At 67.2% G+C, this 15,471-nt stretch carries 11 protein-coding genes; 7 read left to right on the forward strand and 4 right to left on the reverse strand.

Annotated elements, in window-relative coordinates:
- The first annotated feature begins 1 nt into the window (after position 1).
- The 7 genes from RGUI_RS10315 to cysG are packed head-to-tail and all read left to right on the forward strand — an operon-like array spanning position 2 to position 9,939.
- Positions 2–1,681 (forward strand): ABC transporter ATP-binding protein, encoded by a 1,680-nt coding sequence (locus tag RGUI_RS10315; protein ID WP_081532983.1) that lies wholly within the window; start codon positions 2–4, stop codon positions 1,679–1,681.
- Positions 1,682–1,686: 5 nt separating this feature from the next.
- The gene (locus RGUI_RS10320) at positions 1,687–2,106 is read left to right on the forward strand and encodes a globin family protein (RefSeq protein ID WP_081532984.1); all 420 of its coding nucleotides are present in this window, start codon (positions 1,687–1,689) and stop codon (positions 2,104–2,106) included.
- A 7-nt stretch (positions 2,107–2,113) separates the two neighbouring features.
- Positions 2,114–4,561 (forward strand): nitrite reductase large subunit NirB, encoded by a 2,448-nt coding sequence (nirB, locus tag RGUI_RS10325; protein WP_081532985.1) that lies wholly within the window; start codon positions 2,114–2,116, stop codon positions 4,559–4,561.
- Positions 4,558–4,890, forward strand: coding sequence for a nitrite reductase small subunit NirD (gene nirD, locus RGUI_RS10330; protein ID WP_081532986.1), 333 nt, complete (start codon positions 4,558–4,560; stop codon positions 4,888–4,890). The genes nirB and nirD overlap by 4 nt, the downstream gene beginning before the upstream one ends.
- Positions 4,890–7,511 carry a nitrate reductase gene (locus RGUI_RS10335; protein ID WP_081532987.1) on the forward strand — a complete coding sequence of 874 codons (2,622 nt, stop codon included), beginning with the start codon at positions 4,890–4,892 and terminating at the stop codon, positions 7,509–7,511. The genes nirD and RGUI_RS10335 overlap by 1 nt, the downstream gene beginning before the upstream one ends.
- Entirely contained in the window at positions 7,508–8,479 is a 972-nt protein-coding gene (locus RGUI_RS10340) for a glycosyl transferase family protein (RefSeq protein WP_081532988.1), read from the forward strand. The genes RGUI_RS10335 and RGUI_RS10340 overlap by 4 nt, the downstream gene beginning before the upstream one ends.
- 14 nt (positions 8,480–8,493) lie before the next feature.
- Complete coding sequence (gene cysG, locus RGUI_RS10345; RefSeq protein ID WP_081532989.1) at positions 8,494–9,939, forward strand: siroheme synthase CysG; 1,446 nt, start codon at positions 8,494–8,496, stop codon at positions 9,937–9,939.
- A 9-nt stretch (positions 9,940–9,948) separates the two neighbouring features.
- Here the strand turns inward: cysG and gyrB are convergent, their stop codons facing one another.
- From gyrB to dnaN, 4 genes are all read right to left on the reverse strand, one after another.
- A complete protein-coding gene (gene gyrB, locus RGUI_RS10350) occupies positions 9,949–12,366 on the reverse strand; it encodes a DNA topoisomerase (ATP-hydrolyzing) subunit B (RefSeq protein WP_081532990.1) in 2,418 nt (805 codons plus the stop codon).
- Positions 12,367–12,443: 77 nt separating this feature from the next.
- Complete coding sequence (locus RGUI_RS10355) at positions 12,444–13,064, reverse strand: LysE family translocator (protein ID WP_081532991.1); 621 nt, start codon at positions 13,062–13,064, stop codon at positions 12,444–12,446.
- Positions 13,061–14,173, reverse strand: a complete 1,113-nt coding sequence (gene recF / locus RGUI_RS10360; RefSeq protein ID WP_081532992.1) for a DNA replication/repair protein RecF — start codon at positions 14,171–14,173, stop codon at positions 13,061–13,063. The genes RGUI_RS10355 and recF overlap by 4 nt, the downstream gene beginning before the upstream one ends.
- 76 nt (positions 14,174–14,249) lie before the next feature.
- Positions 14,250–15,368: a DNA polymerase III subunit beta gene (gene dnaN / locus RGUI_RS10365; RefSeq protein WP_081532993.1), complete on the reverse strand. Its 1,119-nt coding sequence runs from the start codon at positions 15,366–15,368 to the stop codon at positions 14,250–14,252.
- Between the last annotated feature and the right edge of the window lie 103 nt (positions 15,369–15,471).

Below are 15,471 nucleotides of genomic sequence, written 5' to 3' on the forward strand. Positions count from 1 at the left end.
CATGGGTATTCTTGAGTTCCAGAACGTCTCCAAGGGCTTCGGCGAAGGTGCGGCGCGAGAGGAGGTCTTGAAAGACATCTCCCTGACGGTCGACGAGGGCGAGTTCCTGGCGATCCTCGGCTTTTCCGGCACTGGCAAGTCGACGCTGATCAACCTGATGTCGGGGCTGGTCACGCCCGACCGCGGCACGGTGCGTTTCAAGGGCGCGCCGGTAACCGGGCCGGGGCCGGAGCGGGGGCTGGTATTCCAGTCCTACTCCCTGATGCCGTGGCTGACCGTGGCGGGCAACATCGCATTGGCGGTCGATGCCGTGCACAAGGGCACGCCCAAGGCGGAGCGCCAGGCGCTGGTGGAGAAATACATCGCCATGGTCGGGCTCAGCCACGCCGCCCAGCGCCGCCCGGCTGAACTGTCGGGGGGCATGCGCCAGCGGGTCGCCGTGGCGCGTGCGCTTGCGATGGACCCAGAGGTTCTGTTGATGGACGAACCGCTTTCGGCGCTGGATGCGCTGACGCGAGCCAACCTGCAGGACGAGATCGAGGCGATCTGGGAGGCCGACCGCAAGACCGTGGTCCTGATCACCAATGATGTGGACGAGGCGATCCTGCTTGCCGACCGGATCGTGCCGCTGAACCCGGACGGCACCTTGGGTGATGCGTTCAAGGTCGACCTGCCGCGCCCGCGCGACCGGACGGCCATGAACCATGACCCGGCGTTCAAGGCGCTTCGCGGACGCGTTACAACCTATCTGATGGATGTGGGGATCGCCGCCAAGGTGGCCGAAACCCGGACCCTGCCGAATGTCACGCCGATCCATTCCGTGCCGAAGGTCGTGGCCGAGGCCGCGCAATCGGCGCTGGAGGCGAAGTACCTGGAATTTTCCAAGGTCCACAAGATCTACCCAACGCCCAAGGGCCCGCTGACCGTGGTCGAGAATTTCGATCTAAAGGTCCGTAAGGGAGAGTTCATCTCTCTGATCGGGCATTCGGGCTGCGGCAAGTCCACGGTGCTGACCATGACCGCGGGGCTGAACGATATCTCCAAAGGTGTCGTGAAGCTGGATGGATATGAGGTCACCGGCGCAGACCCCGAACGCGCCGTGGTGTTTCAGGCGCCGTCGCTCTTCCCGTGGCTTTCCGCCAAGGAAAACGTCGCGGTGGGCGTCGACCGGGTCTATCCGAAGGCCTCCCAGGCGGAACGGCAGGACGTGGTGGAATACTACCTTGAACGGGTTGGACTGGCCGACGCGATGGACAAGCCCGCCAGCGAGTTGTCGAACGGCATGAAACAGCGCGTCGGCATCGCCCGGGCCTTTGCCCTTTCGCCGAAACTGCTGCTGCTTGATGAACCCTTCGGCATGCTCGACAGCCTCACCCGGTGGGAGCTGCAAGAAGTGCTGATGGAGGTCTGGTCGCGCACCAAGGTCACCGCCGTCTGCGTGACCCATGACGTGGACGAGGCGATCCTGTTGGCCGACCGCGTGGTGATGATGACCAACGGCCCGCAGGCGACCATCGGCAAGATCATGGAGGTGAACCTGCCGCGCCCGCGCACCCGCAAGGCGCTGCTCGACCACCCCGACTACTATGCCTATCGCGAGGAACTGCTCGGCTTCCTTGAGGAGTACGAACACGGCGCGAAACCCCGGAAACCCGCCCCCCGGGCCATCGCCGCGGAGTGAAAGCCATGACACCTCAACAGATTTCACTGGTCCGCGAAAGCTTTGCCAAGGTCATCCCGATGAGTGAGGACGCGGCACACATCTTCTATGGGCGGCTGTTCGAGATTGCCCCCCAGACACGCGGTCTCTTCCACGGTGACATGGACGAACAGGGCCGCAAGCTGATCGCCACGCTGGCCGCGGTTGTCGACGGGCTCGACCGGCTGGACGAGATCGTGCCGGTGGCAGAGGCGCTGGCCGTGCGCCATGTCGGCTATGGCGTGAAACGAGAGGACTACGCCCCGGTCGGCACCGCCCTGATCTACACCCTGTCCGCCGGGCTGGACCATGAATTCGCCCCCGAGACCAAGGCCGCGTGGAGCGCCGCCTATGACCTGCTGTCCGCCACGATGACCGCGGCGGCCTATCCCCATGCAGCGGAGTAAGACCGAAATGGAAAGACAGAAACTCGTCGTCATCGGGGCCGGCATGGCCTCCGGCCGGGCGCTGGAACATCTTCTGGAAGCCAGCCCCGGCGCCTACGACATCACCCTTTTCAACGCCGAACCCCGCGGCACCTATAACCGCATCCTGCTCAGCCCGGTTCTGTCGGGCGAGAAGACCTTTGACGAGATCGTCACCCATGACGAAACCTGGTACGCGACCTCCGGCATCGCCTGCCGCTTTGGCGAGAAGGTGCTGGGGATCGACCGCGACCGGAAAACCGTCACCGGCGAAAAGGGCGAAGTCTCCTATGACAAGCTGCTGATCGCCACCGGGTCCACCCCGGTCATCATCCCGCTGCCGGGCCACGACCTGAACGGCGTGATCGCCTATCGCGATCTCGAAGATACCGAGACGATGGCGGAGCTTGCCAAGAAACCCGGCGCCCGCGTCGTGGTGATCGGTGGCGGCCTTCTGGGGCTGGAGGCCGCGGCGGGCATGGCCGCCCACGGGGCCGACGTGACCGTGGTGCATCTGATGGGCCACCTGATGGAACGCCAACTCGACGAGGCCGCCGGGTATCTTTTGCGCAAGGCGCTGACCGATCGCGGGATCAAGGTGCTGTGCTCGGCGAACTCCAAGGAAATCCTCGGGCAGGACGGCCATGTGCGCGCGCTGTTGCTGGACGATGGCACGGAACTGCCCTGCGACCTGCTGGTGATGGCCGTCGGCATCCGGCCCGGCACCGCCTTGGCGAAAGAGGCCGGCCTGGCCGTGGGCCGCGGTATCCATGTCGACGACCAGATGATCACCTCCGATCCCGATATCCTCGCCGTCGGCGAATGTGTCGAGCATGACGGCGCCATCTTCGGCCTTGTCGCGCCGCTTTACGATCAGGCGAAGGTGGTGGCCAAGACGCTTTTGGGCGACGACGCGGCCTATGTGCAGCGGGAGGTGTCCACCAAGCTGAAGGTCACCGGCTGCGACCTGTTCAGCGCGGGTGATTTCGCCGATGGCGAGGGGCGAGAGGACATCGTGTTCCGCGACCCCGCCCGGGGCGTCTACAAGCGGCTGGTGATCGAGGGCGACCGCCTGATCGGCGCGGTGATGTATGGCGACACCGGGGACTCCGGCTGGTTCTTCAACCTGATCCAGTCGGGCGAGGATATCGGAGAGATGCGGGACACGCTGATCTTTGGCCCGGCCTATCAGGGGGGCGCGGCCGTGGACCCTATGGCGGCCGTTGCAGCCTTACCGCCTGAGGCGGAGATCTGCGGCTGTAACGGCATCTGCAAGGGGCAGATCGTCGACGCCATCGCCGGGGGCGCGACCGACCTGGGCGCCGTCCGGGTCGTGACCAAGGCCAGCGGGTCCTGCGGAACCTGCACGGGGCTGGTGGAACAGGTGCTGGCGGTGACGCTGGGCGATGCCTATCAGGCGCCCGCCGCGCAGCCAGTCTGCGGCTGCACCGACCTGACGCATGAGGACGTCCGCCGGCTGATCAAGGCGCAAGAACTGAAATCCCAACCCGCCGTCTGGCAGGAACTGGGCTGGAAGACACCCAACGGCTGCCATGTCTGCCGCCCGGCGGTGAACTACTACCTGCTGGCCGACTGGCCGCTGGACTATGCCGACGATCCGCAAAGCCGCTTCGTCAACGAGCGCAACCACGCCAACATCCAGAAGGACGGCACCTTCTCGGTCATGCCGCGGATGTGGGGCGGGATCACCACCCCCGACGAGTTGCGCGCGATTGCCGATGCCGCCGACAAGTATCAGGTGCCCACGGTCAAGGTGACGGGTGGCCAGCGGATCGACCTTCTCGGCGTGAAGAAAGAGGACCTGCCCGCGATCTGGTACGATCTGAACCGGGCGGGGATGGTGTCGGGCCACGCCTATTCCAAGGGGCTGCGCACGGTGAAGACCTGCGTCGGCACCGACCATTGCCGGTTCGGCACGCAGGATTCCACCGGGCTGGGCATCAAGCTGGAAAAGACGCTGTGGGGGTCGTGGACGCCGCACAAGGTCAAGCTGGCCGTGTCGGGCTGCCCACGCAACTGCGCCGAAGCGACCTGCAAGGATGTGGGCATCGTCTGCGTCGACAGCGGATACGAGGTCGGCGTGGCGGGGGCTGCGGGGATGGACGTCAAGGAGACCGAATTCCTCGCCAAGGCAGAGAGGGAGGAAGAGGCCATCGCGCTGACCGTCGCCTTCATCCAGCTTTACCGGGAAAACGCCAAATACCTGGATCGACCCTACAAATGGGTCGCCAAGGTGGGGCTCGACTGGGTCAAGGCGCAGGTGGTGGACGACCTCGACACCCGCGCGGCGCTGGTCGAACGCTTCGAGATCTCGCAATCGGTCTACCGCAAGGATCCGTGGGCCGAACATGCCAAACCCGATACGGCCGTGCGCTTCCAGCCGATGGCCGACCTGACGCTGGAGGCCGCGGAATGAACTGGATCGATATCGGCGCCATCGACGACATCCCCCTGCGCGGCGCGCGCGTTGTGAAAACCCGCCATGGCTGTGTCGCCGTTTTCCGCACGGCAGAGGCGGAGGTCTTCGCCACATCGGACCGCTGCCCGCACAAGGGCGGGCCGCTCTCCGACGGGATCGTGCATGGCCGCAAGGTGACCTGCCCGCTGCACAACTGGGTATTCTCGCTGGAAACGGGGCAGGCGCAGGGCGCGGACGAAGGGCAGATCGAAACCTTTGCCGCAAAGGTCGAAGACGGCCGCATCCTTCTGGATGCTGCCCGCCTGATGGCGCGGAGTGCCGCGTGATGGCCACCTGCACGACCTGCCCCTATTGCGGCGTGGGCTGCGGCGTGATCGCCGCGCCCGACACGGCCGGGGGCTGGTCCTTCAAGGGCGACCCGACCCATCCTGCAAACCTTGGGCGGCTATGTTCGAAGGGCACCGCGCTGGGCGAAACGCTGGATCTGTCCGACCGGTTGCTGACCCCACTGATCGGTGGACATCCGGCGGGCTGGGACAACGCGCTGGACCTTGTCGCCAGCCGGTTCCGGGCGGCGATCGACGCACATGGGCCCGACAGCGCGGCCTTTTACGTCTCTGGCCAGTTGCTGACCGAGGATTACTATGTCGCGAACAAGTTGATGAAGGGCTTCATCGGCTCGGCCAATATCGACACCAATTCCCGGCTGTGCATGGCGTCCTCGGTCGCCGGGCACAAGCGCGCCTTTGGCACCGACACGGTTCCGGGGCAATATACCGATCTGGAAGAGGCCGATCTGGTGGTGCTGGTTGGGTCGAACCTCGCCTGGTGCCACCCGGTGCTCTACCAGCGGATCGTCGCGGCCAAGAAGGCCCGCCCCGGGATGCGCGTTGTCAATATCGACCCGCGCCGGACGGCAACCTGCGATATTGCCGACCTGCATCTGCCAATCGCGCCGGGGGGGGATGTGGCCCTGTTCAACGGGCTTCTGGCCCGGATCGTGGAACAGGGCGCCGTGGATGAGGCCTATGTGAAGGCCCATGTCGACGGGTTCGATGCCGCGCTGGAGGCCGCAAGCGACGCCGATCTTTCCGCCACGGGCCTGTCGCCCGACGACCTGCGCCGTTTTTATGACCTTTGGGTCCGGACCGAGAAGGTCGTGACCGTCTACTCCCAGGGGGTCAACCAGTCCTCTGCCGGGACCGACAAGGTCAATGCGATCCTGAACTGCCACCTTGCCACCGGACGGATCGGGCGGCGCGGCATGGGGCCGTTCTCGGTCACCGGGCAACCGAACGCGATGGGCGGGCGCGAGGTCGGGGGGCTGGCCAACATGCTGGCCTGCCATCTGGACATCGAGAATGCCGAACATCGCGCGGCCGTCAGGGCCTTCTGGGACGCCCCCGCAATGCCCGAGGCCCCCGGGCTGAAGGCCGTCGACATGTTCCGCGCCGTGGCCGACGGCCGGATCAAGGCGCTGTGGATCATCCACACAAACCCAGCGGTCAGCATGCCCGAGGCCGACGCGGTGCGCGACGCCATCGCCGGGTGCGATTTCGTCGTGGTCAGCGACATCACCGCCGCCACCGATACCGCCCGGCTGGCCGATGTCGTGCTGCCCGCGGCGGCGTGGGGCGAGAAGGACGGCACCGTCACCAATTCCGAACGCTGCATCAGCCGGCAGCGGCGCTTTCTGCCCGCACCGGGCGCGGCGCGGCCCGACTGGCAAATCCTGTGCGATGTGGCCGCGCGGATGGGCTGGGCGCAGGCCTTCGACTATCGCGGTCCGGCCGAGATCTTCCGGGAATACGCCGCCCTTTCCGGCATTGCCGGGCGGTTCGGGCGCGATTTCGATATCTCGGGGCTCGCCGGTCTCGGCGACCGCGCCTATGACGACATGGCCCCGACGACATGGCCGGTGAGCGACACTCGACAAGGTGGCCGGTTCTTTGCCGGGGGCGGGTTCTACACCCCCGATGGCCGCGCGCGGATGCTGCCCCTGCACCACCGCGCCCCCGCCACCCAGACCACGCCGGAGCATCCGTTCCGGCTGAACACGGGCCGCGTGCGCGACCACTGGCACACGATGACCCGCACGGCGAAATCGCCGCGGCTGAGCCAGCACATGGCCGAACCCTATCTGGAAGTGCATCCCGCCGATGCCGCCCAACTGGGCCTGACGCCGGCCGGGATCGCAGAGGTCACGAGCCCCGCCGGTCGCGCGCTGCTGCGCGTGGTCGTCACAGATCGCGTCAGGCGGGGGGAGGTCTTCGCGCCCATGCATTGGACCGGAGAGACCGCTGCCCTCGGCCGGGTCGATGCGCTGGTGCCCGCGGTGACCGACCCGGTTTCGGGCCAACCCGAAAGCAAGGCGGCGGCCGTTCACGTCGCCCCACTGGCTGCCACCTGGTACGGGTTTGCCGTCGCCGCGGACAGCATCCGGCCCGAAAGCAGCTATTGGGCACGGGCGCGGTCGAAAACCGGATGGCAGGTCGAAATGGCCTGCACCGACCGCCCGTCCGACTGGGAAGGCTACGCCCGGCGCCTGTTCGCTCTGCCAAAGGCAGAGGCCGTATCCGTGATCGACGCGGGCCGCGGCACGGCCCGGGTCGCCCTGATGCAAGACGGGCGTGTGGCGGCGATGCTTTATGCCGGGCTGGACCCGGTCGCGCTGTCCCGGCCGCATGTCGCCGCGCAGATCGGCGCCGAGGGCACGCTTGATGTGCTGTCGGGCCGTCCGGGTGCAAATCGGCCCGAACCCGGCCCAACCGTGTGCGCCTGTTTCGAAGTGGGTGTGAACACCATCATGGCCGCCATCCAATCCCAGCGCCTGACCTCGGTCGAGGAGATCGGCACAGCCCTGCGCGCGGGGACGAGTTGCGGATCGTGCCGCCCGGAACTGGCGACACTCCTTGCCCGGGCGACGCGGGTGGAGGCCGCGGAATGAGCCTTGCCCCCTTCATCCATGCCATGGGCCGCGGACCGTCCCGCGGCCGGTCGCTGACCCGGGACGAGGCGCGGGACGCGATGGGCCTGATCCTGTCGGGACATGCCGCGCCCGAGGCCGTGGGGGCTCTGCTCATGCTGATGCGCTATCGCGGAGAGACCGCCGGAGAGGTTGCAGGCTTTGCCCAAGCCCTGCGCGAGACGCTGCCCGCCTGGCCGGGCGCGGCACCGGGGATGGATTGGCCGAGCTTTGCCGCCGGGCGAACGCGGGGGCTGCCGTGGTTCCTGCTGTCGGCGCGGCTGGTGGCGATGGCGGGGGTGCCGGTACTGATCCATGGCTGGAACTCTCATCAAAGCCCGGTTGCCGCGGTGCGCGATGCGCTGCCGCTGGCCGGGATCGGACAGGCCCGCGACATGGCCGAGGCCGCGGAGATCATTGCAGCCCGCGGTATCGCCTATCTACCGCTGGAAGCCTATTCGCCAGCGGCGCTCGACCTTCTGCGCCTGCGCGATGTTCTGGGCCTGCGCTCTGCCGTCAACACGGTGCTGCGCGTGCTGAACCCCGCCGGGGCGGGCGCCGCGGTTCAGGGTGTGTTTCACCCGCCCTATCGCGAATTGCAGGCGGATGCCGGCGCCCTGCTGGGCACGCGCAACCTCACCGTTCTGAAGGGCGGCGGGGGAGAGTTCGAACGCCATCCGTCAAAGGACATCGCGCTGTTCGGCCTGCGCGACGGCCAACCGTGGCAGGCCGGGTCCCCCGCCCTGCTGGAGGACACGCGCCGCCTTGCCGACACCCTGAACGACCCGGCAGACCTTGCGCGCCTGTGGCGGGGCGAGCTATCCGATCCCTTCGCCGAGTCCGTTGTGATCGGCACGGCTGCGCTGGCGCTGGACACCGCCGGACGGACCGATTGCCTGCCCCTTGCCCGCACGCTTTGGGCCGACCGTCACGATGCCAAGGCCGCCTGAAAGGAGACTGAACCATGAAGACCTTCCCGATGTTCCTGACCCTTTCAGGCCGCGAAGTAGTGATTGCCGGCGGCGGAGAGCAGGCGGCGCAAAAGGCGCGCCTGATCCTGAAGACCGAGGCCGATCTGACCCTTGTGGCGCCAGAACTTGACCCCGAACTGGCCGCGCTGGTTGCCGCGGGCCGCGCACGGCACCACGCCGGTGCGATCTGCCCTGCGTGCTTTGGCGATGCGGCGCTGGTCTTCATCGCGACGGGCTGTCCGGGGGTCGACCGGGCCTTGCACGCCTTGGCGAAAGAGGCCGGCGCACTGGTGAACGTGGTGGACCAGCCCGCCTTGTGCGATGCGGTGACCCCCTCCATCGTCGACCGCGACCCGGTGGTCGTGGCCATCGGAACCGAGGGAACCGCCCCGGTTCTGGCCCGCCAGATCAAGACCCGGGTCGAGCAGATGCTGGAGCCGCGCCTTGGCGATCTGGCCGCCATGGCGGGGCGGATGCGCGAGGCGGTGGCCGCCCGCGTGCCGGCCGACCGGCGCCGGGCGTTCTGGCGCTGGGTGTTCGACGGTGCGCCGCGTACCCTGCATGCCTCTGGCGCCGAACGCGACGCAGCCCGCGCCCTGAAGGCGGCGATGGAGGAAGGCCGCGCCCCCGACGCGTGCGAAACCGGGCTGATCAGTCTCGTCGGCGCGGGCCCCGGTGCGCGCGACCTGCTGACCCTGCGTGCGGTTCAACGCCTGCAAGAGGCCGACGTGATCTTCTATGACCGGCTGGTCGATCCGGAGGTGCTGGAACTTGCCCGCCGCGATGCAGAGCGTGTCTATGTGGGCAAGGCCGTCGGTGCCCATGCCTGGCCACAGGAAAAGATCGACGCGGTGATCGTGGCCGCCGCGAAACGCGGGCAGCGGGTGGTGCGGCTGAAAAGCGGCGATCCGGGCATCTTCGGCCGCGCGACCGAGGAGTTGGACGCCGCGCGGCAGAACGGCATCGCCGTGGAGGTCGTGCCCGGCGTGACGGCCGCCTCTGCCGCCGCGGCCGCCACGGGGCGCGCGCTGACCGAAAGGGGCGCGACCGACCGGGTGGTCTTCGCGACCGGCACCTGCCGCCCCGGCGATGCCGACCCGGACTGGGCCAGCCTGCTGCTTCCCGGCACGACGCTGGCGCTTTACATGGCGGTCAGCAAGGCCCCCGCGGTGCAGGCCAACCTGCTGTCCGCCGGCGTGTCCCCGGACAGCGAGGTCGAACTCGTCGCGTCCGCCTCCACCACCGGGGAGACGGTGACGCGCTGCCCCCTGTCTGACCTCGCGGCCACTGTTGTGGCGCAGAAGGTTCAGAACCCCGCGATCATCTTCATTCGTCGGCCGAAGACAGCCGCGATCATGGTCGAGACCTCGCCGAACGTGGCGGCCGACGCCAGCGGACCGGCACCGGCACAAATGCCCCGTCTGGCCGCACTGGCCTGAGGCAAGGGCCTAGAAGTCCAGGTTCGCCACGCTGAGGGCATTCTGCTGGATGAATTCGCGCCGGGGTTCGACCACATCGCCCATCAGCTTGGTGAAGATGTCGTCGGCCTCGGCCACATCGGCCACGCGTACCTGCAGCAAGGTCCGCGCCTCGGGGTCGAGGGTGGTTTCCCATAGCTGGTCGGGGTTCATTTCACCCAAACCCTTGTAGCGCTGCAGGCTGAGGCCCTTCTCGCCCTCGCCAAGGATCGCCGCCAGTAGTTCCGAGGGCGCATTGATCGTCTGGTCCCGATCCTTGCGCAGCAGCGTGGCGGGCGTGCCATACACATCGCGCAACTTGTCGGTCAGGCTGCCAAGCCGTCCGGCCTCGGGCGAGCGCAGGACGGGGCCGTCCAGCACGCGCACCTCTTCGACGCCGCGCAGGATACGGGTAAACCGCATCCCCTTGTCCTGCGTCGGGCGGCCCTGCCAGCCCCGTTCGTATTCCGCGGCAATCAGGTCCAGCCGGGCGGCCACCCGGTCGGCCGTGCCCTGCAGATCGGCATCGACCTGCCCGGGCAAGAAGGCCCCCGCAATCGCGGCCTGTTCAAGGATGTGGGACGGGTAGTGGGTCGGGAAGGCCTGAAGGATGCGGCGCACATGCCGCGCCTCTTCCACCACGCGGGCAAGGTCGGCGCCCACGATCTCCTCGCCCGAGCCAAGGCGCAGAACGGCGCCCTCGATCCCCATCTCGATCAGGTAGTCCTCAAGCGCGCCCTGGTCCTTCAGGTAGACCTCGGACTTGCCGCGGCTGACCTTGTAAAGCGGCGGCTGCGCGATGTAGAGGAACCCCCCTTCGATGATCTCGGGCATCTGCCGGAAGAAGAACGTCAACAGCAGCGTGCGGATATGGGCGCCGTCCACATCCGCATCGGTCATGATGATGATCTTGTGATAGCGCAGCTTCGAAATGTCGAATTCATCCCGCCCGATCCCGGTGCCAAGCGCCGTGATCAGCGTCCCGATCTCCTGACTGCTGAGCATCCGGTCAAAGCGGGCCCGTTCCACGTTCAGGATCTTGCCCCGAAGCGGCAGCACCGCCTGATTGGCCCGGGCCCGCCCCTGCTTGGCCGAACCGCCGGCGCTGTCGCCCTCCACCAGGAACAGTTCCGAATGGCCGGGGTCCTTTTCCTGACAATCGGCCAGCTTGCCGGGCAGGCTGGCCACGTCCATCGCCGTTTTCCGCCGGGTCAGTTCGCGGGCCTTGCGCGCCGCTTCGCGTGCCAGCGCCGCCTCGACAATCTTGCCGACGATCTGGCGCGCCTCTTGGGGATGTTCCTCGAACCACTCGGCGAGTTTCTCGTTCACGAGGCTTTCGACGGCGGGCCGCACCTCGGAACTGACCAGCTTGTCCTTGGTCTGGCTGCTGAACTTCGGATCGGGCACCTTGACCGACAACACACAGGTCAGCCCCTCGCGCGCATCGTCGCCGCTAAAGCTGACCTTCTCCCGCTTCGCCAACCCGCTGGAAGTCGCGTAGCCGTTGATCGTGCGGGTCAGCGCACCACGAAAACCCGCCAGATGGGTGCCGCCGTCCCGCTGCGGGATGTTGTTGGTGAAGGGCAGGACGGTTTCATGATAGCTGTCGTTCCACCACATCGCGACCTCGACGCCGATGCCGTCGCGCTCCCCCTCCATGAAAATCGGATCGGGCATAAGGGCGGTCTTGTGCCGGTCGAGGTATCGCACGAATTCCCGCACCCCGCCCTCGTAATGCATCTCGACCTTCTGGGGCTCTGCCCCCCGCAGGTCCTGCAGCGAAATCTGCACGCCGGAATTCAGGAAGGCCAGTTCGCGGAGCCGGTTTTCCAGCGTCTTGAAACTGTAATCGAGGTTGGAAAACGTCGCGAGGGAGGCGAGGAACCGCACCTCGGTACCGGTTCGGTCGCCGGCGTCCCCCACGACCGCCAGATGCTCCGACGTTTCCCCATGCTCGAAGCGGGCGAAATGCTCCTTGCCGTCGCGCCAGATGCGCAACTCCAGCCAATCCGAAAGCGCGTTCACAACGCTGACGCCCACGCCATGCAGACCGCCCGACACCTTGTAGGAGTTCTGGTCGAATTTCCCGCCCGCATGCAGCTGGGTCATGATGACCTCGGCCGCGCTGACGCCCTCCTCCTCGTGGATGCCCACAGGAATGCCGCGGCCGTTGTCGCTGACCGACACGCTGGAATCGGGGTGGATCGTGACGGTCACGGCATCCGCATGGCCGGCCAGCGCCTCGTCGATGCCGTTATCTACGACCTCGTACACCATGTGGTGCAGGCCCGAGCCGTCGTCGGTGTCCCCGATATACATGCCGGGGCGCTTGCGCACCGCCTCCAACCCCTTGAGAACCTTGATGGAATCTGCGCCGTAGTCGTCGGTCCGGGCTGCGTTTTCCGCCATGCGAGCGATCCTTTGCTTTATGGCGGTTTTATAACGGTTTGTGGTGGGGTTGTCACGCGCCCCCACAAGATTTGGTGTCAGGCAAAGGGGATAATCAGCCCCACCCCGATCAGCAGCATCCCCGCGATGCGGTTTGTCCGTCTCAGCGCCGCAGGCGAGGTCAGGATGCGCCGCGCCCGGTCGACGAACAGGGCGAAAATCAGGTTGCCAAGGAACGGCACGGCCATCGAAATGGCCATGATCGCGGCAATGTCCGGTGGCCGGATCGCGGCCAGATCGAAGAACCCCGGCAACACCCCCATGTAAAACAGGATCGCCTTGGGATTGCCCAGGATCACCGCAAGCCCCGCCAGGAATCCCGCCCACATGCCCGGGCGCGTCAGGCGGCTGTCCTCGGCGATGCTGGCACCCGGGTGACGCAACAGCAGAACGCCCATGCCCAGAAAGACAAGGCTCGCCACGGTGCGCAGCACCACAAGAAACCCGTCGAAGACCGATACGATCCACGCGACGCCCAGAATCGCCAGCAGCGGCCAAAGCGCGTCGCCGATCACCACGCCCAGGGCCAGCGGCCATGCCGCATTGAACCCGCCCGAAAGGGCGCGCGCGGTCAACGCCACCCAGACCGGGCCGGGCGTCAGAAACAGGATGAAAAGCGCGCCCGCATAAAGCGCAAGATCGCCCGGCGTGATCGTCATGGTATCGCCCCTTCGGAAACCGTGCTTGCGCCCCCGGCCTCGGCCACTTCAAGATACTGCGCCCGGGGGCCCAGCGCCTTGAACAGCTCCGCCCCCGTTCCGGTCATCCACGCCTGCGCGCCAAGGGCGCATACCTCATCGAACAGCGCGGCCCGACGCCCGGCATCGAGATGCGCGGCAACCTCGTCCAGCAGCAGAAGCGGCGGCGCGCCGAACGCTCCGCTCAGCGCCCGGGCATTGGCAAGGACCACCGCGATCAACAGCGCCTTCTGCTCGCCGGTGGAACACAGATGCGCCGGCATGTCCTTGGCCTCGAACACGGCCTCCAGATCGGCCCGGTGCGGCCCGGTCAGGGTACGGCCGGCGGCCATGTCCCGGCCCCGCCCCGCCGCCAGAGCCGCCGCCAAATCCTCCGCCGTGCCCGGGTCGGCCCCGTCCGGGCCCGACAGGGCCAGCGCCGCCCGCGGAAAGGCCGTCTCCGCCCCCTGCTGTGCCACGTCAAGGCGAGACAGCGCCGCCCGCCGGTTGGCGCCGATGGTTGCCCCGGCCTCGGCCATCCGGCCCTCCAGCGCCGCGTACCAATGCGCATCCCGGACGTCGTCCTTCAGCAGGCGGTTCCGTTCCCGCATGGCCTTGTCATAGGTCAGCACCGCGTCGGCATGGCCCGGCTCAAAGCTCAGCGTCACGCGATCCAGGAACCGACGCCGCCCCTCGGCCCCTTCGGTCCACAACCGATCCATCGCCGGCACCATCCACAGAACCCGCGCAATCCGGCCCAGCGCGACCTGCGGGGCGGGCTTGCCGTCGATCCGCACCTGCCGCGGTCCGCCGGGTTCGGCCCAAGTCTCCACCTCGTGCACATCACGCAAGGACCGCAGCACCGCGCGGACCTTCCAGCCCAGTGCTCCGGGGGCGCGGGCCATGTCCGGCGCGGCGGACCGGCGAAGGCCCCGGCCCGGCGACACCAGGGACACGGCTTCCAGAAGATTGGTCTTGCCCGCCCCGTTCGGACCGAAGATCGCAACGGGGCGCTCGTCCATCGACAGATGCGCCCGGGCATGGGACCGGAACTGGGAAAGGGTGATCTCGGTCAGCGCCAGCCGGGGCATGCCGCGGCCTTCTTCTTGGCGAAAATACCCTCGGCGAAGCCACCCGGCAAAGCCGGGTTCCCCCGCGACGTCGCCGTCACACGCGCATCGGCATCACGACATAGACGGCCGACTCGTCGTTGCCTTCGCGCATCAGGGTCGGATCGCCCGCGGAATTGAACAGGAAGACCGCGTTTTCACGATCCACCTGGCTGGCGATTTCCAGCAGGTACTTGGCGTTGAAGCCGATCTCCAGCTTCTCGTCGCCATAGGCGACGGCCAGTTCTTCTTCCGCGGCACCGCTGTCGGGTGCGTTGACCGACAGCACCATCCGGTCCTCGTCCAGCGCCAGCTTGACCGCGCGGGAGCGTTCGGAACTGACGGTGGCCACGCGGTCGACGGCGCGGGCGAATTCCGCGGCATCGACTTCCAGACGCCGGGTGTTGCCCGCCGGAATGACCCGGGAATAGTCGGGGAAGGTGCCGTCAATGACCTTGGAGGTCAGCGTGATCTCGGGCGTGGCAAACCGCACCTTGGTTTCGCTGACCGATACCGCGATCTGGGTGTCGTCGTCTTCCAGCAGCTTGCGCAACTCGCCCACGGTCTTGCGCGGCACGATCACGCCCGGCATGGTCTCGGCCCCCGCCGGCAGCGCAGCGTCGATCCGCGCCAGCCGGTGCCCGTCGGTCGCGACGCAGCGCAGAACCCGGCCGTCCTCGCCATCGGCCACATGCATGTAGACGCCGTTGAGGTAGTAGCGCGTTTCCTCGGTCGAGATGGCGAATTTCGACTTGTCGAACAGCCGCCGCAGCACCGGCGCCTCGGCGGAGAAGTTGGAGGTGTATTCCGAGGACGCCATCACCGGGAAGTCTTCCTTCGGCAGGGTCGCCAGCGTGAAATGGGACCGTCCGGCCCGCACCTCCAACCGCCCGGACGCGCCATCGTCAGAGAGTTCCACCAAGGCCCCGTCGGGCAATTTGCGCACGATCTCGTGCAAGGTCACGGCGGGCACCGTCGTTGCCCCGGCCCGCTCCACCATGGCCTGCACCTTGTCGACGACCTCTATATCCAGGTCCGTCGCGCGGAAGCTGACGCTGGCGCCCTCCGCCTCGATCAGCACATTGGCAAGGATCGGGATGGTGTTGCGACGTTCCACCACCGATTGCGCCTGACCGACCGCCTTCAAAAGCGCGCCGCGTTCGATGCTGATCTTCATGCCCTCGCTCCTCATGCAGCCGGGAGGCGAACCGTAACGGTTTCGCCTCCGGCCTCAAGGTTTTTCTGGAATGTCCGGGACTTTTCCAAGGGCGTCAAGGGCG

The sequence above is a fragment of the Rhodovulum sp. P5 genome (genome assembly GCF_002079305.1).
Classification (GTDB): domain Bacteria; phylum Pseudomonadota; class Alphaproteobacteria; order Rhodobacterales; family Rhodobacteraceae; genus Rhodovulum.

Bases quoted from the DNA above. Each gene is read 5' to 3' on its own strand.
- RGUI_RS10315 (WP_081532983.1), top strand. From the start codon at position 2: ATGGGTATTCTTGAGTTCCAGAACGTCTCCAAGGGCTTCGGCGAAGGT.
- RGUI_RS10320 (WP_081532984.1), top strand. From the start codon at position 1,687: ATGACACCTCAACAGATTTCACTGGTCCGCGAAAGCTTTGCCAAGGTC.
- nirB (WP_081532985.1), top strand. From the start codon at position 2,114: ATGGAAAGACAGAAACTCGTCGTCATCGGGGCCGGCATGGCCTCCGGC.
- nirD (WP_081532986.1), top strand. From the start codon at position 4,558: ATGAACTGGATCGATATCGGCGCCATCGACGACATCCCCCTGCGCGGC.
- RGUI_RS10335 (WP_081532987.1), top strand. From the start codon at position 4,890: ATGGCCACCTGCACGACCTGCCCCTATTGCGGCGTGGGCTGCGGCGTG.
- RGUI_RS10340 (WP_081532988.1), top strand. From the start codon at position 7,508: ATGAGCCTTGCCCCCTTCATCCATGCCATGGGCCGCGGACCGTCCCGC.
- cysG (WP_081532989.1), top strand. From the start codon at position 8,494: ATGAAGACCTTCCCGATGTTCCTGACCCTTTCAGGCCGCGAAGTAGTG.
- gyrB (WP_081532990.1), bottom strand. From the start codon at position 12,366: ATGGCGGAAAACGCAGCCCGGACCGACGACTACGGCGCAGATTCCATC.
- RGUI_RS10355 (WP_081532991.1), bottom strand. From the start codon at position 13,064: ATGACGATCACGCCGGGCGATCTTGCGCTTTATGCGGGCGCGCTTTTC.
- recF (WP_081532992.1), bottom strand. From the start codon at position 14,173: ATGCCCCGGCTGGCGCTGACCGAGATCACCCTTTCCCAGTTCCGGTCC.
- dnaN (WP_081532993.1), bottom strand. From the start codon at position 15,368: ATGAAGATCAGCATCGAACGCGGCGCGCTTTTGAAGGCGGTCGGTCAG.